Annotated in this window: 25 protein-coding genes; 7 read left to right on the top strand and 18 right to left on the bottom strand. The window is 59.4% G+C overall.

All coding sequences use genetic code 11. From position 1 onward, the window contains the following. Positions 1-36: 36 nt before the first annotated feature. From uvrC to K3756_RS03395, 6 genes are all read right to left on the bottom strand, one after another. Complete coding sequence (gene uvrC, locus K3756_RS03420; RefSeq protein WP_259990926.1) at positions 37-1,902, bottom strand: excinuclease ABC subunit UvrC; 1,866 nt, start codon at positions 1,900-1,902, stop codon at positions 37-39. A gap of 286 nt (positions 1,903-2,188) precedes the next feature. After that, positions 2,189-2,968: an SDR family oxidoreductase gene (locus tag K3756_RS03415; protein WP_259990924.1), complete on the bottom strand. Its 780-nt coding sequence runs from the start codon at positions 2,966-2,968 to the stop codon at positions 2,189-2,191. Between the two features lie 9 nt (positions 2,969-2,977). Further along, a complete protein-coding gene (locus K3756_RS03410) occupies positions 2,978-3,931 on the bottom strand; it encodes a calcium/sodium antiporter (RefSeq protein ID WP_259993471.1) in 954 nt (317 codons plus the stop codon). A gap of 171 nt (positions 3,932-4,102) precedes the next feature. Next, a complete protein-coding gene (locus K3756_RS03405; protein WP_259990922.1) occupies positions 4,103-4,900 on the bottom strand; it encodes a S49 family peptidase in 798 nt (265 codons plus the stop codon). A gap of 51 nt (positions 4,901-4,951) precedes the next feature. Further along, complete coding sequence (locus K3756_RS03400; RefSeq protein WP_259990920.1) at positions 4,952-5,713, bottom strand: ABC transporter permease; 762 nt, start codon at positions 5,711-5,713, stop codon at positions 4,952-4,954. Continuing rightward, entirely contained in the window at positions 5,710-6,642 is a 933-nt protein-coding gene (locus K3756_RS03395) for an ABC transporter ATP-binding protein (protein WP_259990918.1), read from the bottom strand. Before K3756_RS03395 ends, K3756_RS03400 begins: the two co-directional genes overlap by 4 nt. Before the next feature lie 115 nt (positions 6,643-6,757). Here K3756_RS03395 and K3756_RS03390 point away from each other — a divergent pair, with 115 nt between their 5' ends. After that, on the top strand, positions 6,758-7,726 hold the full coding sequence (locus tag K3756_RS03390; RefSeq protein ID WP_259990916.1) for a DMT family transporter: 969 nt from the start codon (positions 6,758-6,760) through the stop codon (positions 7,724-7,726). On the opposite strand, the gene K3756_RS03385 is transcribed toward K3756_RS03390, so the two are convergent. The 6 genes from K3756_RS03385 to K3756_RS03360 form a co-directional block, all read right to left on the bottom strand. Next, the gene (locus tag K3756_RS03385) at positions 7,723-8,691 is read right to left on the bottom strand and encodes an NADPH:quinone oxidoreductase family protein (protein ID WP_259990914.1); all 969 of its coding nucleotides are present in this window, start codon (positions 8,689-8,691) and stop codon (positions 7,723-7,725) included. The two genes, K3756_RS03390 and K3756_RS03385, sit on opposite strands and share 4 nt — an antisense overlap. Before the next feature lie 81 nt (positions 8,692-8,772). Further along, the gene (locus tag K3756_RS03380; protein WP_259990912.1) at positions 8,773-8,883 is read right to left on the bottom strand and encodes a DUF2474 family protein; all 111 of its coding nucleotides are present in this window, start codon (positions 8,881-8,883) and stop codon (positions 8,773-8,775) included. Next, a complete protein-coding gene (gene cydB, locus K3756_RS03375) occupies positions 8,883-9,890 on the bottom strand; it encodes a cytochrome d ubiquinol oxidase subunit II (protein ID WP_259990910.1) in 1,008 nt (335 codons plus the stop codon). Before cydB ends, K3756_RS03380 begins: the two co-directional genes overlap by 1 nt. Beyond that, on the bottom strand, positions 9,877-11,301 hold the full coding sequence (locus tag K3756_RS03370; RefSeq protein ID WP_259990908.1) for a cytochrome ubiquinol oxidase subunit I: 1,425 nt from the start codon (positions 11,299-11,301) through the stop codon (positions 9,877-9,879). Before K3756_RS03370 ends, cydB begins: the two co-directional genes overlap by 14 nt. A gap of 92 nt (positions 11,302-11,393) precedes the next feature. Continuing rightward, positions 11,394-12,752, bottom strand: coding sequence for a HAMP domain-containing sensor histidine kinase (locus tag K3756_RS03365; RefSeq protein ID WP_259990906.1), 1,359 nt, complete (start codon positions 12,750-12,752; stop codon positions 11,394-11,396). Beyond that, positions 12,749-13,420 (bottom strand): response regulator transcription factor, encoded by a 672-nt coding sequence (locus K3756_RS03360; protein WP_259990904.1) that lies wholly within the window; start codon positions 13,418-13,420, stop codon positions 12,749-12,751. The genes K3756_RS03365 and K3756_RS03360 overlap by 4 nt, the downstream gene beginning before the upstream one ends. Positions 13,421-13,547: 127 nt before the next feature. On the opposite strand from K3756_RS03360, the gene K3756_RS03355 reads away from it, so the two are divergent. The 3 genes from K3756_RS03355 to K3756_RS03345 all read left to right on the top strand — a co-directional run bounded on the left by K3756_RS03355 (position 13,548) and on the right by K3756_RS03345 (position 15,736). Next, positions 13,548-14,648 carry a trypsin-like peptidase domain-containing protein gene (locus tag K3756_RS03355; protein ID WP_259990902.1) on the top strand — a complete coding sequence of 367 codons (1,101 nt, stop codon included), beginning with the start codon at positions 13,548-13,550 and terminating at the stop codon, positions 14,646-14,648. A gap of 172 nt (positions 14,649-14,820) precedes the next feature. Beyond that, the gene (locus K3756_RS03350) at positions 14,821-15,180 is read left to right on the top strand and encodes a hypothetical protein (RefSeq protein ID WP_259990901.1); all 360 of its coding nucleotides are present in this window, start codon (positions 14,821-14,823) and stop codon (positions 15,178-15,180) included. A 61-nt stretch (positions 15,181-15,241) separates the two neighbouring features. Beyond that, the gene (locus K3756_RS03345; RefSeq protein ID WP_259990900.1) at positions 15,242-15,736 is read left to right on the top strand and encodes a copper chaperone PCu(A)C; all 495 of its coding nucleotides are present in this window, start codon (positions 15,242-15,244) and stop codon (positions 15,734-15,736) included. Between the two features lie 43 nt (positions 15,737-15,779). Here the strand turns inward: K3756_RS03345 and K3756_RS03340 are convergent, their stop codons facing one another. From K3756_RS03340 to K3756_RS03330, 3 genes are read right to left on the bottom strand one after another with little or no spacing between them, the layout of a single operon-like run. After that, on the bottom strand, positions 15,780-17,039 hold the full coding sequence (locus tag K3756_RS03340; protein ID WP_259990899.1) for a TRAP transporter large permease: 1,260 nt from the start codon (positions 17,037-17,039) through the stop codon (positions 15,780-15,782). Further along, positions 17,036-17,578 carry a TRAP transporter small permease gene (locus K3756_RS03335; RefSeq protein WP_259990898.1) on the bottom strand — a complete coding sequence of 181 codons (543 nt, stop codon included), beginning with the start codon at positions 17,576-17,578 and terminating at the stop codon, positions 17,036-17,038. Before K3756_RS03335 ends, K3756_RS03340 begins: the two co-directional genes overlap by 4 nt. Before the next feature lie 56 nt (positions 17,579-17,634). Further along, positions 17,635-18,615, bottom strand: coding sequence for a TRAP transporter substrate-binding protein (locus K3756_RS03330; protein WP_259990896.1), 981 nt, complete (start codon positions 18,613-18,615; stop codon positions 17,635-17,637). A gap of 325 nt (positions 18,616-18,940) precedes the next feature. Here K3756_RS03330 and K3756_RS03325 point away from each other — a divergent pair, with 325 nt between their 5' ends. Further along, positions 18,941-19,483, top strand: coding sequence for a 3-hydroxyanthranilate 3,4-dioxygenase (locus tag K3756_RS03325; RefSeq protein WP_259990894.1), 543 nt, complete (start codon positions 18,941-18,943; stop codon positions 19,481-19,483). Here K3756_RS03325 and K3756_RS03320 read toward each other — a convergent pair. Both K3756_RS03320 and K3756_RS03315 read right to left on the bottom strand, forming a co-directional pair. Next, on the bottom strand, positions 19,480-20,421 hold the full coding sequence (locus K3756_RS03320; RefSeq protein ID WP_311201706.1) for a LysR substrate-binding domain-containing protein: 942 nt from the start codon (positions 20,419-20,421) through the stop codon (positions 19,480-19,482). The genes K3756_RS03325 and K3756_RS03320 overlap by 4 nt on opposite strands. Further along, positions 20,421-21,215: an aspartate dehydrogenase gene (locus K3756_RS03315; protein ID WP_259990890.1), complete on the bottom strand. Its 795-nt coding sequence runs from the start codon at positions 21,213-21,215 to the stop codon at positions 20,421-20,423. The genes K3756_RS03320 and K3756_RS03315 overlap by 1 nt, the downstream gene beginning before the upstream one ends. Positions 21,216-21,328: 113 nt before the next feature. Between K3756_RS03315 and K3756_RS03310 the strand changes: the two genes are divergently transcribed. Further along, complete coding sequence (locus tag K3756_RS03310) at positions 21,329-23,413, top strand: xanthine dehydrogenase family protein molybdopterin-binding subunit (protein WP_259990888.1); 2,085 nt, start codon at positions 21,329-21,331, stop codon at positions 23,411-23,413. After that, positions 23,413-24,369 (top strand): dihydrodipicolinate synthase family protein, encoded by a 957-nt coding sequence (locus K3756_RS03305; protein ID WP_259990885.1) that lies wholly within the window; start codon positions 23,413-23,415, stop codon positions 24,367-24,369. Before K3756_RS03310 ends, K3756_RS03305 begins: the two co-directional genes overlap by 1 nt. A 7-nt stretch (positions 24,370-24,376) precedes the next feature. On the opposite strand, the gene K3756_RS03300 is transcribed toward K3756_RS03305, so the two are convergent. Beyond that, positions 24,377-24,811, bottom strand: coding sequence for a MarR family winged helix-turn-helix transcriptional regulator (locus K3756_RS03300; RefSeq protein WP_259990883.1), 435 nt, complete (start codon positions 24,809-24,811; stop codon positions 24,377-24,379). Positions 24,812-24,839: the final 28 nt, after the last annotated feature.

Below are 24,839 nucleotides of genomic sequence, written 5' to 3'. Positions count from 1 at the left end.
ACCTGCCAAATGGAGAGGAAAAGCACCGATGCGGCACTAGCCCCGCTCATGGAAATAGGCATAGATCGTTTCGGCGAGCGCATCGGACACACCATCCACAGCCTTGAGATCAGACAGGTTTGCGCGCCCCACCGCCTTGGCAGACCCGAAATGCGCCAATAAGGCCCTTTTGCGCGCGGCACCCACGCCCGGCACATCGTCCAACGGCGTGGCACCCACCGCCTTGGCGCGCTTTGCGCGGTGCGTCCCGATGGCGAAACGGTGGGCCTCGTCCCGCATGCGCTGGATGAAGTACAGGACGGGATCATTGTGCCGCAAGGCCTTAACCGCCTTGCCCGTCCGGTGGAACTCCTCTTTACCCGCGTCACGGTCCAGACCCTTGGCCACACCGACCATCGGTATATCCTCTACGCCATATTCCTGCATGATCTGACGCACCGCGCTGACCTGCCCTGCGCCACCATCGATCAAAAGCAAATCGGGCCACATGCCACCGGTCCTGTCGGGGTCCTCCTTGATCAGCCGTTTGAAGCGGCGCGTCAGCACTTCTTTCATCATGCCGAAATCGTCGCCGGGGGTCAGGTCATCGCCGCGAATGTTGAATTTGCGATACTGGTTTTTCATCATGCCTTCGGGTCCGGCGACAACCATCGCGCCAACGGCAAAACTGCCCTGAATATGGGAGTTGTCGTAGACCTCGATCCGGTCAGGTAGCTTGGGCAGATCGAATGCCTCGACCAAGCCGCGCAGCAGTTTGGCCTGCGTCGCGCTCTCTGCCATTTTCCGGGCGAGACTTTCTCGCGCATTTCGCAATGCGCTGTCGATCAGTTCGGCCTTTTCTCCCCTTTGCGGAACAAGCAGTTCGACCTTGCGGTCAATCTTGCCGGACAAAGCGTCGGCCATCAGATCCATGTTTTCCAATGCGTTACTCAGCAGCAACTGGCGGGGCGGTTCGCGGGTATCGTAGAATTGCCCGACAAAGGCCTCCAACACTTCGGCTGCATCCACGTCGTCCCCGACGCGCGGATAATAATCGTGGTTGCCCCAGTTCTGACCGGAGCGGATGAAGAACACCTGCACACAGGCCTGCCCGTCCTGCATATGCAGCGCGATGATATCGGCCTCAGTGACCGTCTTGGGGTTGATGCCCTGCGCCGTCTGAACCTGAGTCAGCGCCTTGATCCGATCCCGAAGAGCGGCGGCACGTTCGAATTCCATATCTTCGGAGGCCTGCGCCATGTCCTTGGCCAGCCGTCCCTGAATGTCGGTCGTTTTCCCCGATAGAAACTTCTGCGCATCGCGCACGGTCTGGGCGTAGTCGGCCGCGCTGATCTTACCGACACAGGGGGCCGAGCACCGCTTGATCTGGTACTGAAGGCACGGGCGCGTGCGGCTGTCGAATTGCGCTTTGGAACAGTCCCGCAGCAAGAACACTCGCTGCAACTGGTTGAGGGTGCGGTTCACCGCCCCGGCGCTGGCAAAGGGGCCGTAGTAGCTGCCCTTTTCCTTCTTCGCGCCCCGATGCTTTTTGATCTGCGGGAACTCGTGCTCGGCGGTCACCAGAATATTGGGAAAGCTCTTGTCATCGCGCAGCAGCACGTTGAACTTCGGCTTGAGCTGTTTAATCAGATTTTGCTCAAGCAAGAGCGCCTCTGTTTCGGTCCGTGTCGTCAGAAACATCATCGAAGCGGTGTTGTTGATCATGCGCGCAATACGGGCAGAGTGCCCACTGGGGCGTGCATAGTTGCTGACTCTCGCCTTTAGGTTGCGCGCCTTGCCCACATAAAGCACGCGGCTCTCGCTATCGAGCATCCGGTAAACCCCCGGGGACGTGTCCAGCGTCTTCAGGTATCCCTGAATAACCCTATGACCCGTTTCGATTTTTTGCTCTGCATTGCTCATCCGACGCGATTCTGTCCGTGCTTCATGTTTCGGGGGTAGTATCAACAAGTATTCTGTCCACGAAAGCTGTGGATAAGTCTGCCTATAACTCTTCGCGAATAGAAATTTACCCTTGTAAACAGGGCGCTTCGCTGAATCGCCTAATATTTAGGCAGCTTTATAGCGCGTTGTTTTCATTCACTATATTTTTTCATCTTTACCCGATTATAAATAATGGCCTGAAATTATGACACAATTTCACATAATCGCTTTTTGGGCCCGATGCCAAATTCCGTGTGTGTTTAAGTCATTCGACACCGATCACGTCCGGCGTCTGCCATGCGAGATGCTGACCCCCGTCGATACACAGCAATTGGCCTGTGACTGCGGGTGCATCAACGAAATATCCCAGTGCCGCAGTAATGTCCGAAGGATTGGCCCCCCGGCCCAGAATTGTACTTGCCCGCTGCTTCTCAAAATGGGCGCTAGACTGGCGCCCGCCCTGCAACGTAGGGCCCGGACCAATGGCATTTACCCGTATAAATTGAGCGAGCGCCTGCGCACTCGTCTGAGTTAAGGCCCACAAACCCATTTTCGCGATCGTATAGGTCATGAATTCCGGCGTCAGTTTGCGCACGCGCTGGTCCAGCATGTTGACGATAAGCCCCGCGGCAACGGGTTCGCCGTTCCCGTCTTGCAGGGGTGCGAGCTCCTGTTTTGCCATCTGTTGCGTCAAAAGAAAGGGCGCGCGCAAATTGGACCCGATGTGTCGATCCCAACTCTCCTGCGTTGCGCTGTCGATTGTGTCGTATTCAAAGATCGATGCGTTATTGACCAGACAGGTGATGGGCCCGCCCAGAGCTTCTGCGGCCTTTGGCAACAGGCCGGTAGTGGCATCATCGTCCAGCAGGTCAGCCTGTAAGGTGACAGCACTCTGTCCGGCCTCGCGCACCTGGCTTGCCACTTCCTCCGCGCCATCGCTAGAACTGGCGTAATGCACTGCCACGTTGTAGCCCCGCTGCCCCAGATACAGCGCCATCGCCGCGCCGAGCCGTTTGCCCGCGCCCGTAACCAATGCATTCTTCATGTGACCCTCTTAGCCAACCAGTACGATAATCAGATACCCTGCATATAGGGCACTCAGGATGACACCCCAGAGGCGGGTGATATTTTTGCGCATGTAGACGAACGGGATCAGCAACAAGGACGCACCAAGCATGACCCACAAGTCAAAATCGAGGAATTCCTGAGCGACCGCAATCGGGCTGACGAGACTGGCAACCCCGATGATGCCCAGAAGGTTGAACATGTTCGACCCGATGACGTTGCCCAGTGCCACATCCGCCTGACGCCGCAATGCCGCCATGACGGTGGTTGCCAGTTCGGGCAGTGACGTCCCGATCGCCACCAGCGTCAGGCCGATAACCGTATCGCTGACCCCGTACGCCTTGGCGATGATGGTCGCGTTGTCCACGAGCAAGGACGCACCGAGCGGCAACCCGACAAGGCCCAGCACCAGATAGACGGCGATCCGCCAACCGGGCAGATTGGGATCAAGCCCTTCGACATCTTCTTCATCCGCGGCGCAGCCCTGATCGTTTTTCCTATGCGACTGCGCTTGACGAGCGGCGTCAAACAACATTGCGGCCAGCGCCGCCAGCAGGATGACCCCGGCGATCCAGTCAAACACGCCCCGGAAGGCGAGAAGGATGAACAACGCCGACGCGGCAAGCATGTGATTGTAGGATTTGCGGGTATTGCATTCGGATGTATGCATGGTCGCCAGCAGCGCCGGAATACCCAGAACCAGCAACACATTCGCTGTATTGGACCCCACAACATTGCCCACCGCGATGCCCGGCACATCATCGAGCACGGCCTTGATCGCGATGAGGAGTTCAGGTGCCGACGTTCCGAAAGCAACCACAGTCAAACTGACAATCAGGGCAGGCACCCCGACGCGCAAGGACAGGTTCACCGCCCCTTTGACCAGCGCGTCACCCGCAAGCAGCAGGATAATCAGGCCCAAGCCCGACAGCAGCCATGGCATGATCATCCGCGTCTTCCTCCACAGCCGCACGGGCCTTTGCCAATGCGGTAGCGTCCGCAATTCCGGCATTTCTTCTGCGTCAGCGCCTTGCCACCGATCCAGTGCATTTTACCGAACCAGCCCAACACGCCGATGAATACCAGAAATAGCGCGACGATCTTCAATATCATGCTAAAGACCGAACCGCGCGAATTGCGCGCGCTCCTCGATGCCGGTAGCGGCGTCTGTCACCAGTTGCGCCCCGAACCTGTTCAACAATCCCTTCTTTGCGCCATAGCGGCGCAACTGGACCTTCTCGCCGAACCGTTCTTGCAAAACAGGTTTGAGGTGGCCGATTGCATCAATCAGACCCACTTCTATCGCCTTGCGGGCAAGCCATATTTCACCGGTGAACAGATCGCGGTCTTGCGCGAGCTTTCCTTCACGACGGCTGCTTACATGGTCTTTGAAGTTGACGTGGATATCTTCCAAGAGCTCTTTGAGCCGCTCGACGTCTTCTTCCTTTTCCGGCTTGAACGGGTCGAGCATGGATTTCGAATTGCCGGCGGTATAAACCCGCCGCTCCACGCCGTTGCGCTGCAGCAGCTCGTGCAGCCCAAAGCCCGCCGAAATGACCCCGATCGATCCGACGACAGACGAGGGATCAGCATAGATTTCGTCCGCAGCCGCCGCCAGCCAGTAGCCTCCGGACGCGGCGACATCCTCGACAAATGCGATGACGGGAATGTCCTTTTCTTCCGACAGGCGCCGGATACGTGCGCCGATCAGGGACGATTGCACCGGACTGCCGCCCGGCGAATTCACCTCAAGCGCTACTGCGACCGGTTTGCCCTTGCGAAAGGCCTTTTCGATGACCGGTCCCATTGTGGCATCGTTCAGTCCACCGCGTGCGGTGCTCGCGATCATGCCCGACAATCTGATGACGGCGACGGTGGGTTCTTTTTTGGTGAAGGGAAGCCATTGTTTCATGGCCTCCTATGTAGAACGCGGGGCGCAGGGCAACAAGGCGGCGCGCAAAGATTACTGGCGGATGCGCCAGCCCGTCTTGAATATCCACCAGATGACACCAAGGCACAGCGACGTAAACGCCGCAATCGCCAGAAGGCTCAGACCGATATGCACGTCAGCGGTGCCGAAAAACGACCAGCGGAAACCGGAAATCAGGTACACGACCGGATTAAAATGCGAGATCACTTGCCACACCGGTGGCAGCATCGAGATCGAGTAGAACGACCCGCCCAGAAAAACCAACGGCGTGACGATCAGCAAGGGCACCAGTTGAAGCTGCTCGAAATTGCCGGCCCAGATGCCGATGATGAACCCCATGAGGGAAAAGCTGATGCAGGTCAGGACCAGAAAACAGACCATTGCGACCGGATGGGCAATGGTGATGTCCACGAATAAAAATGCGGTCGCAAGGATGATGACACCGATGAATAAGGCCTTGGTCGCAGCCGCCCCGACGTAGCCCATAACGATTTCAAGGAAATTGACCGGCGCGGAGAGGAGCTCGAAAATTGTGCCGATGAATTTAGGGAAATATATCCCGAAACTTGCGTTCGAAATTGCTTGGGTGATGACGCTCAGCATGATGAGGCCCGGCACGATGAATGCGCCGTAGCTCACTCCCTCGACCTCGTCGATACGGCTGCCGATTGCCGCGCCGAAGACGACAAAATAAAGTGACGTGGACAGAACCGGCGAAATGAAGCTTTGCGCAATCGTGCGAAAGAAACGTGCCATTTCAAAGACGTATATCGATTTTACGGCGGTCCAGTTCATGCCGCATCCTCCTTGTGAACGAGGTCGACAAAAATGTCTTCGAGACTGGATTGCCGCGTGACAACATCGCGTAACACGAGCCCCGCCGCCGCGACTTCTGACAAGAGCTTGGTGATGCCGGTGCGCTCGCTCTTGGTATCGTAGGTATAGATCAACGCGTCGCCTGCATCGGTAAGCCGGACATCCGGCGACACCAGACTTACGGGCAATGCATCAATGGGCCCGGTCAATTGGACCTCGAGCTCTTTCTTGCCCATGCGCGCCATCAGCGTGTCTTTTTCCTCGACCAGCAGTATCTCACCTGCGGCGATCACACCGATCCGGTCGGCAATGGCTTCGGCCTCTTCGATGTAATGTGTGGTCAGGATAATCGTAACTCCATCCTGCTTGAGATCCGCCACGATGTCCCACATGTCCTTGCGCAGCTCTACGTCAACGCCCGCTGTCGGCTCATCCAGAAACAGAACCCTCGGATCATGCGCCAACGCCTTTGCGATCAGCACACGGCGCTTCATCCCGCCCGACAGCTCGCGAATTTGACTGTCGCGTTTGTCCCATAGAGACAATTGTCTCAGAATACGCTCGATCACGGCAGGATCGGACGGTTTGCCGAACAATCCGCGCGAGAACGTGACCGTGTTGCGCACCTTTTCGAACGGTTCGAGATTTATTTCCTGCGGCACAAGGCCGATCATCTGACGGGCGGCGCGGAAGTCCTCGATGATGTCGTGCCCACCAACCGTCACTTTACCCGAGGTCGCGGTGGTGATGCCGCAGATGGTGGAAATCAACGTCGTCTTGCCCGCCCCGTTCGGTCCGAGCAGCGCGATGATTTCACCGGCCTCGATCTGGAGGTTCACGTCCTTGAGCGCCTCAAAGCCCCCTGCATAGGATTTGCGCAGGTCTTGTACGTCGAGAATGGGGGGCATGGCGGACTCCGGTCTGGGCTGTCTTTACCTAAACCGGAACGCAAGAGATCAACAAGAGGCAGCGCGGACCTGTCGCTACTGGACAGATGCATCGCCCATCGACAGGGTGTGCGTCATGACAGACGCCAAGCACAATCGCGCCGGACTGGCCATCGGTTTCGTACTGTTCGGCGTTCTGGCCATTTCAATCAACGATATGCTGATAAAGCAGCTTTCGGGTGGCTATCCACTTCACCAGATCGTGTTTCTCCGCTCGGCGATCGCGCTCCTTTTCTCCTTGGTTTTCCTGCAGTTCGAAGGTGGCTTTGCGGCACTGCGCACCGACGTACCACTCCAGCACCTGTTGCGCGGCTTGCTTATTGTCGTGGCGAACATGACCTTCTTTCTCGCTCTCGGCGTGCTGCCGCTGGCTGACGTGACAGCGTTGTTTTTCGCCGCGCCCTTGTTCATCACCCTGCTGTCGATCCCGATACTGGGAGAACGCGTAGGCCCCGTGCGCCTGACCGCGGTTGTGATCGGGTTTGTCGGTGTCCTGATCATGCAGCGCCCTTGGCAAGGGGAAGACACATTGATGGTTTCGCGGGTGGTGCTGATGCTGCCCGTACTGGCGGCGCTGGCCTATGCTCTGAACCAGCTGATGACCCGCCGTCTGGGTGCAAAAGCGCCCGCGGCGGCGCTCGCGATCTATATTCAGGTCAGTTTTCTGGTCGTATCGGTCGCTTTTTTCCTCGCCGCGGGGGATGGTCGGTTTGCTCCCGAAGGCGGCAACGCGACCTTGCAGTTCCTGCTGCGCGCGTGGATATGGCCCACCCCGGATGACATGTGGGTCTTTATCGGGCTTGGTGTGAACGGGGGCTTCATCGGCTATAGCCTGAGCCAGGCCTACAGGCTTGCCGACGCCGCCACCGTTGCCCCGTTCGAATACATCGGTCTGCCGCTCGCGGTTCTATGGGGCTATCTCTTTTTCGGCGATCTGCCCACGTGGGAAGTCTGGACCGGCATTGCACTAATCATCGCGTCGGGTTTGTTCGTATTCTTCCGCGAAAGGACCGAGGCCCGCCGCCCCGTCGCCCGCAACGGCTAGAACTGTGCGACCTCGATCACCACCTTGCCCGTAGCCTTGCGGGTCCGCAAAAGCTCCAGCGCCTCATTCGCTTGCGACAGGCTCATTACGTTGCTCACGTGGGGTTTGAGTTTGCCCGCCACGTACCAGTCGATAAGCGTTTTGAAGCTGTCCGTCAGCACCGACGGGCGCAGCTTGGCGTAGCCGCCCCAATAGAGGCCCAGAACGGTCAGGTTCTTGACCAGCAGGATGTTCGCGGGGATCTGCGGGACCTCGCCGCTCGCGAAGCCCAGCGGCAAAAGCCGCGCTTCTGCATTGCACGCGCGCAGGGCTGCCTTGAACTGGTCGCCTCCGATCGGGTCATAAACCACATCGGCACCGCCCAGATCCTTGACGATAGCCCTTATGTCGTCGGTTTCGGAATTGATCAGATGATCCGCGCCCATCTGGCGACAAATCTCCAGCTTCTCGGCACCGCGGGCGCAGGCAATGACTTCCGCGCCCATCAACTTGCCCAGCTCTACCGCCGTGAGCCCTACGCCACCCGACGCACCCAGCACCAAAAGCCGCTCTGAGGCTTTCAGCCCGGCCTTGTAATCCAGCGCGACATGGCTTGTGCCGTAGGCAATCAGGAACGCCGCCGCATCGACAAACGGCATTTCGTCCGGAATCGGGACACAGACATCGGCAGGGATAGCCGCAAATTCCGCCAATCCGTTAAATCCGGTATAGGCCGCGATGCGCTGGCCTTCGCGCAGGTTGGACACGCCATCACCAACGGCCACAACCGTTCCTGCCAGTTCCATACCCAGCGTGAAGGGCAGTGGCGGCTTTTCCTGATAGGTGCCTTTGATGATCAGCAAATCACCGAAATTCAGCCCGCATGTCGCGACGCGCACCACCACCTGTCCGGCCCCCGGAACAGGACGCTCGAGGTCCACCATCTGAAGAGGCGTGTCGTAGGCTGTGACTTGCATGGCGCGCATTGATCGGGTTCCTGTATTGCGGGTCACGGCCAAAGTGGCGCTGCCGCACGCCAAACGCAAGCCACCAACCGCACACCGACGTCAGGGCACCACGGCCCACCGGATGGCGTATGCCACGATCGCCAATGCCCCGACGCTCAGCAACCAGATGGTGATGAACCAGCCGATCCGCTTCGTCCAGAGCCGGTGCATCAGTGATATCCCTCCGCGGGATCAATCTTTCCACGGAAAACCCAGTAGGCATAAGCGGTGTAGATCAGGATCATGGGGATCAGGATCACTGTCCCCACCAAGGCGAAGGCAAGGCTTTCGTCAGGTGCCGCCGCTTCGACGATCGTCAAGCTTGGCGGTACGATGTGCGGATAAAAGCTGATGCCGATACCGATGAAACCCAGAACAAACATTGCCTGCGCGCACAGGAAAGGCCGCTTTTCGTAGTGGCGTTGAAGGCCGAAGAAAAGACCGGCGGCGGCAAGCGCGACAAGGATCGGGACGATGCCGCTGAACAGGGCTGTCGGCCAGGCAAACCACCTGCCGAAATAGACCTCGTCAAGAAATGGCGTCCAGAGACTGACCAAGACCATACACACAACGGTTGCGATTCCCGCGGGCCAGGCGATGCCCCGCATCTGGCGCTGGATACGGCCTTCGAGCTTCATGTTGAGCCAGGTCGCCCCCAACATCGCGTAGCCTACGGTGACGGCGATGCCGCACAGTACGGAAAACGGCGTGAACCAGTCCCACCAGCCCCCGGCGTAGGCGCGATCGGCGACTTCGATCCCCTGCACCAAAGCGCCCAGCGCGATTCCCTGGCACATCGCAGCGGTGACCGATCCTCCAAAAAACCCGATATTCCACAGCCGCTTCCACCGCTCCGTGCGCCAGCGGTATTCAAAGGCCACCCCACGGAACACCAGACCCAGCAGCATCAACGTGATCGGCATATAAAGCGCGGGCATAACGACGGCATATGCCAGAGGAAAGACCGCGAACAATCCGCCGCCGCCCAAAACCAGCCATGTTTCGTTTCCGTCCCACACCGGGGATATGGAATTCATCATCACATCGCGTTCGCCCTCGTCCTTGGCCAGCGGGAACAGAATACCGATCCCCAGATCGAAGCCGTCGAGCACGACATAAACCAGAACCGCAAAAGCGATAATGCCTGCCCAGATGAATGAAAGCTCAAGCCCGAACATTGCCGTCCTCCTTGCGTGCCTTGATCTGTGTAGCCGGAGTGATGCCCGCGGTACGGATCGGTCCCTCGTCGCGCAAATCTTCACGGGCGCCCACCGGCACCGGTTTGTTCATCAAGCGCAAAATGTAATAGGTACCCGCCCCGAAGACGAAAAAATATACCACGATAAAGGCGGTGAGCGATGCCGCGACCGCCGGTGCCGCGATGGGCGCGAGGCTGTCTGAGGTGCGTAGCAGGCCATATACCGTGAACGGCTGCCGCCCCACTTCGGTTGTGATCCATCCTGCAAGTACAGCGACAAAGCCCGCAGGCCCCATGGCCAGCGCCGCACGGTGCAGCATCGGTGTGTCATAAAGACGGCCCCGGACCCTTTGCAAAAGCGCCCACGCGCCGAGACCCAGCATGCCAAGGCCGAGGCCGATCATGATGCGGAACGACCAGAAAACAATCGCCACGGGGGGCTCTTCGTCATCGGGAATCGTGTCCAGACCGTCCAAAGGTGCGTTCAGGTCATGTTTCAGGATCAGCGAGCTCAGCTTGGGGATCTCGATGGCGTAGTCGATGCGCTTTTCTTCCGGGTTCGGAATGCCGAACAGGATGAGCGGTGCCCCGTCAGGGTGGCTGTCGTAGTGGCCTTCCATCGCCATGACCTTGGCAGGCTGGTGCTCCAGCGTGTTCAGACCGTGGGCATCGCCCGCAAAAATTTGCAGCGGGGTCACGACAATCAGCATCCACATGGCCATCGAGAACATCGTCGACGCAGCCTCGTTTTTTTGATCGCGCAGCAAATGCAACCCGCCCACGGCGCCGACAACCAGCGCTGTCGTCAGATACGCGGCCAAGACCATGTGCACCAAACGGTAGGGGAATGAAGGGTTGAAGACGATTGCCCACCAATCGACGGGCACAAACTGTCCCACGTCGTTCATCGCGAATCCCGCAGGTGTGTGCATCCAGCTGTTGACCGACAAGATCCATGTCGCCGACAACAACGTCCCGAAAGCAACCATTCCGGTCGCCAACATGTGCAACCCCGGCCCGACCCTTTTGCGGCCGAACAACATGATGCCAAGGAACCCCGCCTCGAGAAAGAATGCGGAAAGGACTTCATAAGCCATGAGCGGCCCGACCACCGGCCCGGCCTTGTCGGAAAAGACAGACCAGTTGGTGCCGAACTGGTACGACATCACGATACCCGACACGACACCCATGCCGAACGCGACCGCAAAAATCTTTTTCCAGTATTCGAACAGCGTCAGGTAGGTTTCATTGCGCGTGCGCAACCACAGGGCGTTGAGGACGGCCAGATAGCTTGCCAGACCGATGGAGAACGCCGGAAAAATGATGTGAAACGATACGGTAAACGCAAATTGAAACCGCGCGAGCAATTCTGCCGAGAAACCATCGAACATACCTTGACCCCTTTTCGTTAGGCAGAAACCTAGACCGCGCAGGCCGCTTATCAAAACCGGCTTATTGCCGCACAGCGGACGGGCTTATGCCGCTAGCTCCCGTCGGGCGCTGCGTCAAAAGAGACCCGTACCTGCAATCCGGGTCCGGCATCTTCCAGACTGATCCGTGCGCCATGCAGCCGCGCCACCGCATCCACAAGGCTCAGCCCGAGGCCGTTTCCCGGTGTGCTGCGGCTTCGATCCAGTCGGTAAAGCCGCTGCAGAACCTTGTCGCGCTCGTCGCTGGGAATACCCGGTCCGTTGTCACAAACCACTAGCACGACCGCGCCGTCCTGCGCTTTCACAGATATGCGGATATCGCTGTTTTCGGGGGTGTGCCGCAGCGCGTTGGCAAGCAGGTTGGACACCAGTTGGCCCAGCAGATTGCGTTCCCCCATGACGACCGCGGGCCGGGATGCTTCGCAGTGCAATGTCTGTCCGCGCTCGCCCGCGACGGGTTCGTGCACATCTGCCAGCGTCTGGCATAGGGCCGCCAGATCAACGGGACGGAAGTCCGCGCGCAGCGCACTGTTCTCGGCCTGCGCCAGTTCCAGCAAGGACGCGAAAGTCGCCGCGATGCCGCGCAACTCTTCCTGCGCTTCGTCAAGCAGGGCAGCCGGTTTTCCGGGCGGCGTCTGGCGTGACAGCGCATCCAGCGTCAGCGACACCCGCTGGACCGGCGTCTTAAGGTCGTGGGCGATGTCCGACGACACCTGTCGCAAAGCGGTCACCGAATGCTCCTGCGCGCCAGCCATCGCGTTGACAGTCTCACCGATACGGCTCAGATCATCGGACCAGCGCGGCCCGACACGTACCCGCGCCGCCAGATTGCCGGTCGTCAGCTTGTCCAAAGTGGCACGAATGACCTCCACGTGCCGTTTGGAACGCCGCGCGAGGATCAGGCCACCGCCAAGCGCAACAAGCGCCGTCGGCAACAGACTGACCAGCAGGATATTGAGGAACACCGGCTGCAACGCCTCGATCTCGGCGCGGCTGCGTGCAATTGTAAGGCGCCCCCCGTAGAGTTCCGTACTGAGCGCAAGATAGGCACCGTCGAATTCGGACTGCCCCTCGCGCAGCGATACGATCTGGAACCCTTCGCCGTCCTTGGCAATGGCACCGTTTCCATAGACTTGCCCGCTCGCCGAGACATAGCTCAGCACCAGCCTGCCGGGATCGGTTTCTTGCGATTCAGCCTGTACCAGCAACGCCACCGCGACCGATGAGGGGGCCGCGCGGAACCCGGCCATATCCTGTGCCAGATCATCGCGGATCGCTTCCTCGAACGCATTCCGCGTGACGACATAACTTGCGGCAAGGCTGAGCAGGCTGACGGTGGTGAACAGGATCACCAGCAAGAGCGCGAGCCGCAAGGGCATCGACCGCCAGACGGTGCGGACCCCGCTGCTCATCCGTCGATCCGGTAGCCTGCACCGCGCACAGTCTTGATCAGTTCCGTCTCGAACGGCTTGTCGACCTTGGCACGCAGTCGGCTGATGTGGGTCTCGACAACATTGGTCATCGGATCGAAAGACAGATCCCAAACCCCCTCGAGCAGCATCGTTCTGGTCTGCACCCTGCCTTTGCGCCGCATCAGAAACTCCAAAAGCGCAAACTCACGCGGCAGAAGATCGAGCTCCTGACCTGCCCGCACGACCTTGCGGGTCAGAAGATCCATTTCCAGATCACCCGCGGTCAATGTTGTTTCCTGCTCGACAGTCTGGGGGCGGCGCGCCAGAGCGGCAACACGCGCCGAAAGCTCACCAAACGCAAACGGTTTCACCAGATAATCATCCCCTCCGGCGTTCAGACCACCGATGCGATCCTCGACGCTGCCCAACGCCGTCAGGAAAAGCACCGGCACCATATTGCCTGCGCCGCGCAATGTCTTGACCAGCGTAATGCCGTCGATCTGTGGCAGCATCCTGTCAACGATAAGAACATCGTAGCCAGCGCCCGTCGCCTGCAGAAGGCCCGCCCGCCCGTCTGCGACCAGATCGACAGTATGGCCCTCTTCGCGCAAGCCACGCGCGATATAGGTCCCTGTGGTGGCATCATCTTCTACAACGAGTATTTTCATGGTCCATTATATAGGTCCCGAAAACCGCAATGCATCATTACACCTTTGTATAGCCAGCAAGGGTTTGGATGTAACGCTGCCGGTTCATTTCTGCCCCAATCGCAAAACGATGCTTGAGGAGTATGACATGACATCTTTGCTTTCCAAATCCGCGCCGCTGGCGCTTGCTGCAGCATTGGCAACGGGTCCGATGGTGGCGCTGGCGCCGTCCGCCGCATTGGCCGTGCCCGCCGGTGGCTACGCTGATCTGGTCGAACAGGTTTCGCCCGCCGTGGTCTTTATCGAGGTCACAGGCAAGGCAAAGCCCGCCAATTTCGAAGGCCGGCTCCCCGATAATACGCCGGAAGAGCTGCGCCGCCGTTTCGAAGAGCAGGCACCCAACGGCGGTCGGGATCAGCAAGGGCTGGGCACCGGTTTCATCACCTCTGTTGACGGTCAGATCGTCACCAATCACCACGTGGTCGCGGGTGCGGAAACCGTAACGGTCAAACTGCCCGATGGCCGCAGCTTCGAGGCGGAAGTCACCGGCAGCGACAAAGCCACCGACATCGCAGTTCTGAAAATCACTTCGGACGTCGAATTGCCATTCGTTGCTTTCGGATCGTCGGAAGAGATGCGTGTCGGCGATGAAGTGATGGCGGTGGGCAACCCCTTCGGCCTGAGTTCCACAGTGACAAGCGGCATCATCTCCGCCAAAGCGCGCAACATCAATTCCGGGCCCTACGACGAGTTCATCCAGACCGATGCGGCCATCAACCGGGGTAACTCGGGCGGTCCTCTGTTCAACAACGACGGTGAGGTCATTGGCGTCAACACTGCCATCATTTCCCCCGGTGGCGGGTCCGTCGGGATCGGCTTTGCCGTACCATCCGATCTGGTTCAGGACGTCGTCGCCGATCTGGCCGATGATGGCACAGTGACCCGCGGGTGGCTCGGCGTAGACATCCGCCCGATGAGCGATGAAGTCGCCGAAGTGCTGGGCTACGATACGCCCCGCGGTGCGGTGATTGAACGTGTTTCCGATGACAGCCCCGCCGATGAAGCCGGTCTGCGCAACGGGGACATCATCCTGTCCTTCGGCGATGTCGAAATTTTCGAATTGCGTGATCTGACGCGGGCCGTCGCGCGTACAAACCCCGATGACGCGGCGGAAGTGCTTGTTCTGCGAAAGGGACAAGAGGTCACACTTGATGTGACTGTCGGAACTCTCGACGCACAAGACGCGTAAGACCATACACCCTGCGTTCTATTCCCCAGATGCGCAGGGTCAGTCCTTCGGCTTACCTCGAAGGCGGATCGCCCCGGTACCTCACGCCGGGGCGATTGTCATTTCCGCAGACGGTTTCGTGCGACAGTTTGGGGGCTGGAACGACCGCATCATGCGCGCTAAGCACACCGGCATGTTTCGTGCTGTACACGCCTTCCTGATCCGGACGCTCGTCCTGATGTCGCTTCTGGCGATAACGGCTGTGCCGTTCGGTCATCGCGCCGGTGCGAATACACCTGATCCGGCACTCGCCGCGTTTGTCGCATTGGGCGGCGATCTGTCCGACATCTGCGGCGATACGGGCTCCACGCACGGCTACGCAGATTGCTTTGCGTGCCGCATCGCGCAAGAATGCGCGGAACCGCCCGCCCGTTTGGCACACTCACCGGTCGTTTTCGATGGCAGTGCACGCACCAGTTCACCTGCCACCCCGTTTTTTCTGTATCGCAACGACGAAGTGATGCCCCCGGCACGCGCGCCCCCGTTTGCCTGAAGCAAAACTTCATCGAAATTCTGGGCGCATGAAGCGTCCGCTTGAGACGACAGGAAATACCATGAAATCAATTACACTTGCTGCCCTGCTGGGTGTCGCAGCCACCGTCGCATCGGCGCATGAATACAAGCTGGGCGATATCGCCATCGACCATCCAATCGCGTTTGAGACGGCAAAGACCGCTAAGGTCGGTGGAGGATACATGACCATCACAAACGCAGGCGCCGACGACAAATTGCTGGCTGTCACCTCCGACAGTATTGCCAAGATCATGCTGCACCGCTCCGAGACCGACGCCAACGGTGTCGCGCGGATGATGCATCTGGATGCGATCGACCTGCCTGCCGGTGAAACGGTCGAACTTGCCCCGGGGGGGCTGCACGTGATGTTTATGGGGCTCGATGGTGATCCGCTCGAAGATGGCGAGAAAATCGACGCAACGCTGGTTTTCGAAAAGGCAGGAGAGATACCCGTCACATTCAACGTCGTAGAGCGGCGGACCGTCGTACACGGCACCGGCGCGAAATCCGACACCGAAGATCATTCCAACCACTGAAGCGGCAAGACATGGCGGCATCCCCGAGGCGCGGGGTGTCGCCCTAGATCAACGCGGTGGACAGGATCGGGAAATAGCTGAGCGCGATCAACACGATCAGCACGGCCAACAAAAACGGCCAGAGGGCACGCATGATCGACATCGGGCTTGCACCGCTCATCGAGCTCGCAATGTAGAGACCGATACCAACGGGTGGCGTGAGCAGCCCCAGCACAAGGTTCAAGCTCATCACGACACCGAACTGGTAGGGGTCGATCCCGTAATTCTGCATCGCGATGGGCAACAGGATCGGCGTGACGAGGATCACGGCTGCAATCCCGTCAATCAACATCCCGACGGCAAGCAGAACCACATTGACGATCAGCAGAAACATGAACGGATCGGAAGTGATCGAGGTGATCAGCGCCGCGAGTTTCTGCGGCAGCGCCTCGTATATGATGACCCAGCCAAACACATTGGCAGCCGCGATCATGAAGATTACAAGCGCCGCATTGCGGGCAGTGCGCCCGAAGAGCCCCCCCAGATGTGACATCCTGATCTCGCCATAGCCGAGCCATCCGACGAGAAAGGCAATCAGCGACGCAACAGCCGCCGATTCAGTCGGCGTTGCGATGCCAAAGAGAATGCCACCGATAATGGCCGCCGGAATAAGCGCGGCCGGCAGCGCGCTCAACAGCGCCTGACCCATCTGCGCGCGGGTCATCCACTCCCCGTCGGGATACTCCACCCGGAGCCCGATCAGGGCGATCACCAAGAAAAAGGCCGTCGCCAGAATGAGCCCGGGAATGATGCCGGCAAGAAACATGTCCCCAATCGGTATCTGGGCCAGAACCCCGTAGATCACGAACAGCATCGAAGGCGGAATGACAGGAGCCAACAATCCACCGGCCGCGGTTGTGGCCGCCGCGAACCCGCGTGAATAGCCTTCCTTCTCCATCTCGGGCACCATCGCACGCGACATCACCGCGATCTGGCTGGCAGCCGACCCGATGATCGCGGCCATGAACATATTGGCCAGCAGGTTGATATACGCCAGACCACCGCGAAAGCCGCCGACAAAGACGCGTGCGGCATTGATCAGGCGGCTGGTCATTCCGCCTTCGTTCATCAACTCGCCCGTAAGCATGAACAAGGGAATGGCAAGCAGCCCGTAGTTTTCGACACCGGCGAAAAGCTGTTGGCTGAAACTGTCGAACAACACGGTGTTGCCGCTTTCGGCGATGTACCAGATTGCCGTGAGCGTAAGCACCAAGGCGATGGGCACAGATCCCAGCAGCAAGACCATAAACACGATGGGGGTCACGGGCGTGTGTCCTCCCAATCGCTCGACTGCGGCGAAAAAAGGTTTGCCACGGCATGCAGTGTCACACCGAAAGCAAAGATCGGCATGATCAGCCAGATCCATATCTTGCGCACACCAAGGGTCGTTGTGGGTTCGGCATAGATGAAATTGAAGGTCTGGCTCTGAAACGTCTCCAGATCGAAACCCGCGCGTAACAGTTCCAGCGGCGCCAGCCATCGCCAAAGGAAATACAAAAGCGCAAAGGCGAAAACGACGACCGTGAGGTCAATCAACGTGCCCAGCCATCGATGCGCCGTGGGCCCCAACATGTCACGGATCAGCGTTACCGAGACGGAACTGCGCTCGTGTACGGCGGCAGAGGCTGCCAGAAAGGCCATCCAGACCATTGCGTAAATGGCCGCTTCGTCGACCCAGTAGATGGATGCGTTGAAGGCCCGCGTCACAACATTGAGCAGAATCAGCAGGGTGATGGCCACTGCGAAACCGGCGGCACAGAATATTTCAACCCGAGCCCAGCGGCGCGACAGACGAGCAAGCATGAATGACCCTTAAGCTGACCGGTTGGCAGGGCGCTGCCGCCCTGCCCTCGATGCGTTTATTTGACCGCCTCTGCGGCCTCGCGCAATGCACCCAACTGCGTAGATTTTTCGGACCAGGTGGCTTCCCATTCGGTCATCGCGTCGCCAAAGAATTCCGGCCCGACCTCGATCATGGTTTCGCCCGTGCCACGCACTTGCTCCAGCCATTCAACGTCTTTTGCGACATAGGTGTCGATACAATCCTGTAGCTCCTTGCGCATCAACTCGGTGATCGTGGCGCGTTCATCCTCGGACAGATCCTGCCAGACCCGTGCCGACACCAGCCCCACCATCGGGAACATCATGTGGTTGGATTGCAGGATCGTGTCGGCGTGCTCGTAATATTTCAGCTTCCAGATCAGTTCGGCGTCCATGTCGATTGCATCAACCTGCCCGTTGGCCAAGGCATCATAGACGGCAGGCAAAGGCATCGGCGTCGGGGCGGCACCAACCGCGTTGTAGAAGTCGAGGATCGGATCGAATGGTGTGATCCGTAGCTTGAGGCCCTGCAGGTCCTCAGCGGTTGTCACGTCGCCACGCGCCACGATCTGGCGCAATCCTGCCATGCCGAAACCGATGCCGACAACGCCCGCCTTCGCGGGAAGCTGGTCGAGCATGCCCCGCGCCACATCCGTGTCCAGAATACGCGCCGCATGCCCCACATCCGATGCCAGATAGGGGGCATAGAACGCACCGAAGTCAGGCGCCCGGTTGGACACTTCGGCAACGGTCAGGAATGCCATGTCAAGCGCCCCGGTCTGAAGCTGCTGCAGCATCTGCGCTTCATTCCCCAGCTGGCGGGCCGGAAAGACGGTGACCGTATGCGCCCCATCCGTCGCAGCACTCAAGGCGTCGCCGAATTCGACCGCGTTTTGTGACCAGATGTGCGATGGCGGTGTAATCAGACCCAGCCGGAATTCCTTTGCCTGCGCCACGCCCGCGCCCAGCGCGCAAGTGGCGAGAACCGCGGCCGCGGTAAAAATGTTTCTGACGTTCATGGTGGATATCTCCCTTGTTGGTCTTGGTGCGACGCCTTTGCGGCTTGTCGGTTGTCCGTCAAAGCGTGGCGTATCAATACGACCACGCGCAAGCGGGCTTGGTGAATACGGCTATCCGTTTTCCTGATAGCAGACGCCGTAAACCCTGCCTGATCAAGCATTAACTTGTGCAATCTGCGATAGGATCGCGGGATTGCTGCTGCAAATCCGGGCATCGGGGCGCAAACACTATCGGCAAATCAAATACCAAAATCATCAGACAGCACTTGTCACGATACCAGCGGGTGCCGAAACTCTGGGTCGTAGCACAGGAAGGGAGACTGGTATGGGCAAGCTCAAGGCATTCGACTTCAAAGGATGGATCGAGGAACACCGCCATCTGCTCAAGCCACCTGTGGGCAACCAGCAGATCTGGGAGGACGCCGACCTGATGGTTACCGTGGTGGGCGGGCCGAACAAGCGGACCGACTACCATGACGACCCCGTCGAGGAGTTCTTCTACCAGCTCGAAGGCGACATGGTGCTCAAGATCTACGATGGCGAGGAATTTTATGATGTGCCGATCCGCGAAGGAGAGATTTTTCTGCTGCCGCCTCACGTCAGGCATTCGCCCCAGCGGCCACAGGAAGGATCGGTCGGATTGGTGGTGGAGCCAAAGCGCCAACCGGGTGAACTCGATGCGGTGGAATGGTACTGCTTTGAATGCCAGGCGCTGGTGCACCGTGCAGAGCTGCAGATGGAAAGCATCGTGAAAGACCTGCTGCCGGTGTATCAGGCATTCTATGCCTCGGACGAGCAGCGCACCTGCCCGAACTGCGCAACCCTGCATCCCGGCAAGGAGCCGCCCGAAGGGTGGGTCACGCTCTAGACGTCAGGCGCAACTGCCCTGAGCGCATCGAGAAAGTCCTGCGCTGCGGGCGACAGTGTGGTGCCTCGCGCGTAGGATACACCGACGGCCCCTTGCCAGATGGTCGAGGTCCAGTTGATTTCGGCCAACGCGCCCCGGTTCATGCTGGAATGCGCAACCTGCCGTGGCATGACCGCCAGCAGATCCGTGTTTTTCAGCAGTTCGCGGTTGGTCAGATAGGATGCGGATTCGACCGATGACCGCGGGCTGGCGCCACCCTGCCTGCTGAACAACTGGTCAATCTGCCGCCGCAACGTCGTCTCGATTGGGGGCAGTATCCACCCATAGGCCAGCAAGTCCGACATCGTCGGCGTGGGCTTCCCGGTCAGCGGATGACCCGCGCGGGCCATCAACGCGACGTCATCATCGATAAGCCTTTCGTGCTCGATCTCTTCGCGGTGCCGATGCACCGGCAAACGCCCGACAACCATGTCCAGTTCGCCAACCCGCAACGCGGGCATCAGCACCTCGTTGGTGCCCTCCACCACTTTGATCACGACCTGCGGCCTGTCACGCACCGTCCTTTCTATTGCCATCGGCAACAGTTTCGACGACGCGGCAAGCAGGGTGCCAACCACGATCCGGCCCGATGTGCCTTCGGTCAGGTCATCAAGTTCCTGTGCCGCGTTGTTGACCTGTGCGAAAATGAGTTTCCCGTGTCGAATCAGTGTCTCGCCGTAAATGGTCGGCACAACGCCGCGGTTGGTCCGCTCGAACAGCCGGACCTCGAAATCGAGTTCCAGATCCTTGATCATCTTGGTTGCCGCCGGTTGCGACACGTTCAGTTCACGCGCGGCGTGCAGGATGCTGCGATGCCGGGCCACCGCGATCAACAATCGCAATTGTTTGAACTTCAGGCGCGTCAGAACCCGTTCGACGATACGTGAATGGTTTTGCATCAAAACGTCACCGGTGTGTCATACCCCGTGACAGCCGCCAACATGCTCATCGCCGCTAGCGCCGAGGTGCGCGGGGTGTCCGGCAGGCTATGACCGGTAATCGTGAATTCGAAATGGCCAAAAGCACCCTCGGCTGTGATCTGGTGCATGTTGCCCTGAAAGCCCGGATCAGCAATCAAACTGACGCGCGTGGCGTCGAATCCTAAACCGGCCAGAGCGACAGAAGCGGCAACATTCGCATTCTTGGGATAACGCAGGGCCGCTTGCCGCGCGGTGCCTTCGAAATGTGTGATCGGCTCTTCCAAACGATCAAGATCGGCCATTTTTTCGGCGTCGGTGCCACGCCAGCCTGCGGGCGGCTTGCGCCCTATATACCGTACAGCATCCAATCCCCCTGCCGCCGCTGCCCGAAGTGCGTCCAAGGCCCCGATCGCGCCGGATGCAAGATGAAGACGGCTGTCACCCGCCCGCGCCGCCTGTGCCAGCATCGTACCTACATCGTCATCCGCCAGCGCCCCGATCGACGCAGTGATGACCGGGGTGCCATTGCGCAAGACATCCGGCGCATGCGCAACCAGCCCCGCATGTCCGGCGCAATCGATGACCAGATCGGGCATGCTGCTCCAATCACGAACGTCACTGGCCACACAAATTTCGCGGGGCATGCATTTGCGTGCAGCCTCCTCTCGACCGACGCGCGCGATGCAATGGCTGACTTGCCAATCGCTACGGTCAAGTGCGCGTACGACGTAGTCCGCCATTGACCCGTGGCCCAGAATGCCCAGCTTTGGCATGAACTCTCTCCTGCTATTGCGAAAACCGATATCCAGATCACTGAATTATATTTGTAGTTTGTAACAAACATCGGCGTAATTCCAGTGTTGCACCACCTTTGGACGCTACCCCGATGCACGATGATCCAGTTGCACGACTGCTGCGCGGCAAAGCATGCTTTGCCGATGACGCAGAGCTGTCCGACCCGCTGTTCGTGGCTTTCGCCCGAAGCACCGAGGCCGCAGGCCGCATCGAGGCCGTGACGACCGACCACGCAATGGAATGTGCCGGTGTGTTTGCCATTCACTCCACAGAAGACATCGAACTGGCGGGCACGCTTCCGGTCAATCCGGTTCTGCAACTGTCACGCACTCCCCCATTCCCGATCATCGCACAGGGCCACGTACAGGCCGTTGGGCAACCTGTCGCGATGGTCATCGCCGATAGCCGGAATGCAGCAATCGACGGCGCCGAGGCCATCGGTATCGCGCTTGTCGCGGAAGACATGATGCTTGAGCCGCAAGAGATCGCGTCGGGCAATTGGCACCAGGGAGACGTTGCAGACTGCCGCGCAGCAGCTGCGCATGTCGTAACGACCAAAGTGCATCACGCACGGCTCGCCCCCGCTCCTCTGGAACCCCGGAGCATCTCGGTTGCCTATGATGCGCTTACCGACACCGCAACCATCTGGACCAGCACGCAAACGCCGCACCGCGCGCGCGACAGCTTTGCGACAATACTGGGAATAGATCCGGAGCGCATACGCGTCATCGCACAGGATGTGGGCGGTGCGTTCGGGATGAAAGCATCGGTTTATCCCGAAGAAGTAGCCGTCGTCTGGGCCGCTTTCCGTCACCGCCGAAGTATCAAATGGACGGCGACCCGATCAGAGGATTTCGTCGCTGCCACGCAGGGTCGCGGTATTACGAGCAGCGGCACACTTACGTTGGATGCCGCGGGCAAGTTCACATCCTTGACCGCACAAATTGATGCGCCACTGGGGCAATGGCTCCCCAACAGCGCGCTCATCCCCGCCTGGAACGCGGCCCGCATACTGCCGAGCGGTTACGGGATCGATGCGATTGATATCAGAACATCTGCCGCGACAATAAATTTGCCACCCACGGGCATTTACCGCGGTGCGGGCCGCCCCGAAGCGGTCGCCCTCATCGAGCGCCTTGTCGATCTGGCCGCGCACGTCACCGGGATCGACCCGATCGAGATCCGCAAACGAAATCTGGTGCCGCAAACAGCAATGCCGTTCACGACAGCCACAGGGCAAATACTCTGCTCGGGCGACTACGCGGCCGCGCTGACACAGCTTGCCAAGGTCTCGGACTATGACGCGTTGCGGACCTACCAAGCGCAGCGACGTGAATTGGGCGCGCTGGTCGGGATCGGCATATCGTTCTACCTCGAACCCTCGGGATCGGGCTGGGAAAGCGCAACGGTCAGTCGTGACGTCGATGGCAAGGTGACCGTGGCGAGCGGCAGTTCCGCACAGGGCCAGCAGCGGCATATTGCGTTCGGCCGTATCGCATCAGCGCAGCTTGACCAGCCGCTGTCGTCCATAAGTGTCACGATGGGTGACACCGCAACGTCCCCCGAAGGCATTGGCGCATTGGCCAGCCGCTCCACCGCGATCGGAGGGTCCGCGGTGCTTGCGGCAAGCCGCGCGCTGAAACGCCGGATCGACGCGGGCGAAACCGGACCGATCAGCGAAACCGTCAGATACGAGAATGACGGACAGGCCTGGGGGTATGGCGCCTATCTTGTCATGGTGTCGATTGATTCCGAAACCGGAACCACGACAATTGAACAGGCCACATGCGTTGACGACGCCGGCCGCCTGATCGCACCGGAACAGGTCATCGGACAAATCAGGGGCGGTTTTGCCCAAGGCTGGGGCGAAGCCATGCAAGAGGCGATGCACCATGACGCCGATGGCCAGGTGTTGACCGGCTCCTTCATGGACTACGCGCTGCCCCGCGCTTACGATCTGCCCGATTTGCATATCTCGAGCACCCAGACCCCGACGCCGACCAATCTGCTGGGCGCAAAGGGCGTAGGAGAAGCGGGAACCATCGGCGCGCCCCCCGCCATTCTGAACGCGGTATTCGACGCGCTCGCCCCCTTGGGCGTCAGGGAGCTTGATATGCCGCTGACGCCTGCCAAAATCTGGCACGCCATAAATGCCGCCACAAAAGGATCGAACTGATGCACTACACATCGAAGCATGACGCAAAGGCCTATGCGCAGGCAAACATGCGCGGCATTTGGGCCGCCGCGCTCAATCCGTTCGACAGTGACGGCTCCTTCAACGAGGCTGGACTGCGCAGCAACATCCGGCACTGGATCGACGATCTGGGCATCAGCGGTCTGTTCATCGCAGGCAAACAGGGCGAGTTCTTTTCGATGTCGCTGGATGAACGCAAACGCAACTTCGAAATCGCGGTGGACGAATGCGGCGCAGACGCGGGCACGATCATGTCAGCCTCTGATCAGAATTTCGACACCGTCGTCGAACTGGCCCGCCATGCGCAGGCATGTGGCGCGGACTATGTAGTTGTGCACGCCCCTGTCCTGCACTTCATCACCGATCGCGACGACACGATCTACAACTACTACAAGGAACTTTGCGACCGTCTGGATATCGGTATCGCGATGTGGAGCCATCCTGACAGCGGCTATCTGATGTCGCCCGAGCTTTGCGCCCGCATTGCGGATTTGCCGAACATCGTTGCCATCAAATACTCCGTTCCCCGCGACATGTACGTCAAACTGACACATATGGTGGGCGACAAGATCCATGTTTCCACCGCTGCCGAGGACGTCTGGCTCGACAATATCGAGGAGTTGGGCTGGAAGCTGTATCTCTGCTCCTCCCCCCCCTACCAGCTTCAGTCTGCGAAAGACCAACGGATGAACGAATACACACGGCTCGCCTTTGACGGCGATTTTGCCGCCGCGCGCGCCCTGCGCGACAGCCTCGATCCCGTGCGTGAGGCCATCAAGACGACGAAACCCGGCGGCAAACCACAGGCACACGGCAAATACTGGCAAGAGCTGCTCGGTCAGGTTGGCGGGCCGGTGCGCAGCCCCCTGCTCCAACTTACCGATGCGGAAAAAGCGGCCACGCGCGCGGCATTCGAAACCTGCGGCCTGCGTGTCTGATTGAGCGCTAGAGCTTTGCCAACTTGCGCAGGCACATATCCAGCACCGCACGTTCCTGAACGGTAAATTCTGCAGCGAGATCATTGTCATATTCCCGCGCTGCAGCCGCCAGATCGGCATACACACGGGCACCCAGACGGGTCAGGGCAAGGGTTGCGTGTCGCCTGTCGTTCTGCTGCGTGGTGCGGGCAAGAAAGCGTTTGAGTTCAAGCGCGCGCACCGCTCGGCTGACCTTGGTTTTATGCAGGGAGGCACGGTCGCAAATCTGGCTGGCGGTCATGTCACCGTAGCGCCCCAGATGGAACAGCACACGCCATTCCGTGCGCAGCATGCCGTACCGCGCCTTGTAGAGCCCCGCAAAACCGCGGCTCGTCGCTTCCGCCGCCTGGTTGAGCGTGTAGGGCAGAAACGCGCCCAGATCGAAAGGAACATCCTCATCCATTTGCCCTGAATAGTGGTTGTTAGTTACA

The organism is Sulfitobacter sp. S190 (genome assembly GCF_025141935.1).
Classification (GTDB): Bacteria; Pseudomonadota; Alphaproteobacteria; order Rhodobacterales; family Rhodobacteraceae; genus Sulfitobacter.
The sequence above is the reverse complement of the archived record's forward strand: the minus strand, read 5'-3'. Positions and strand labels throughout refer to the sequence as shown.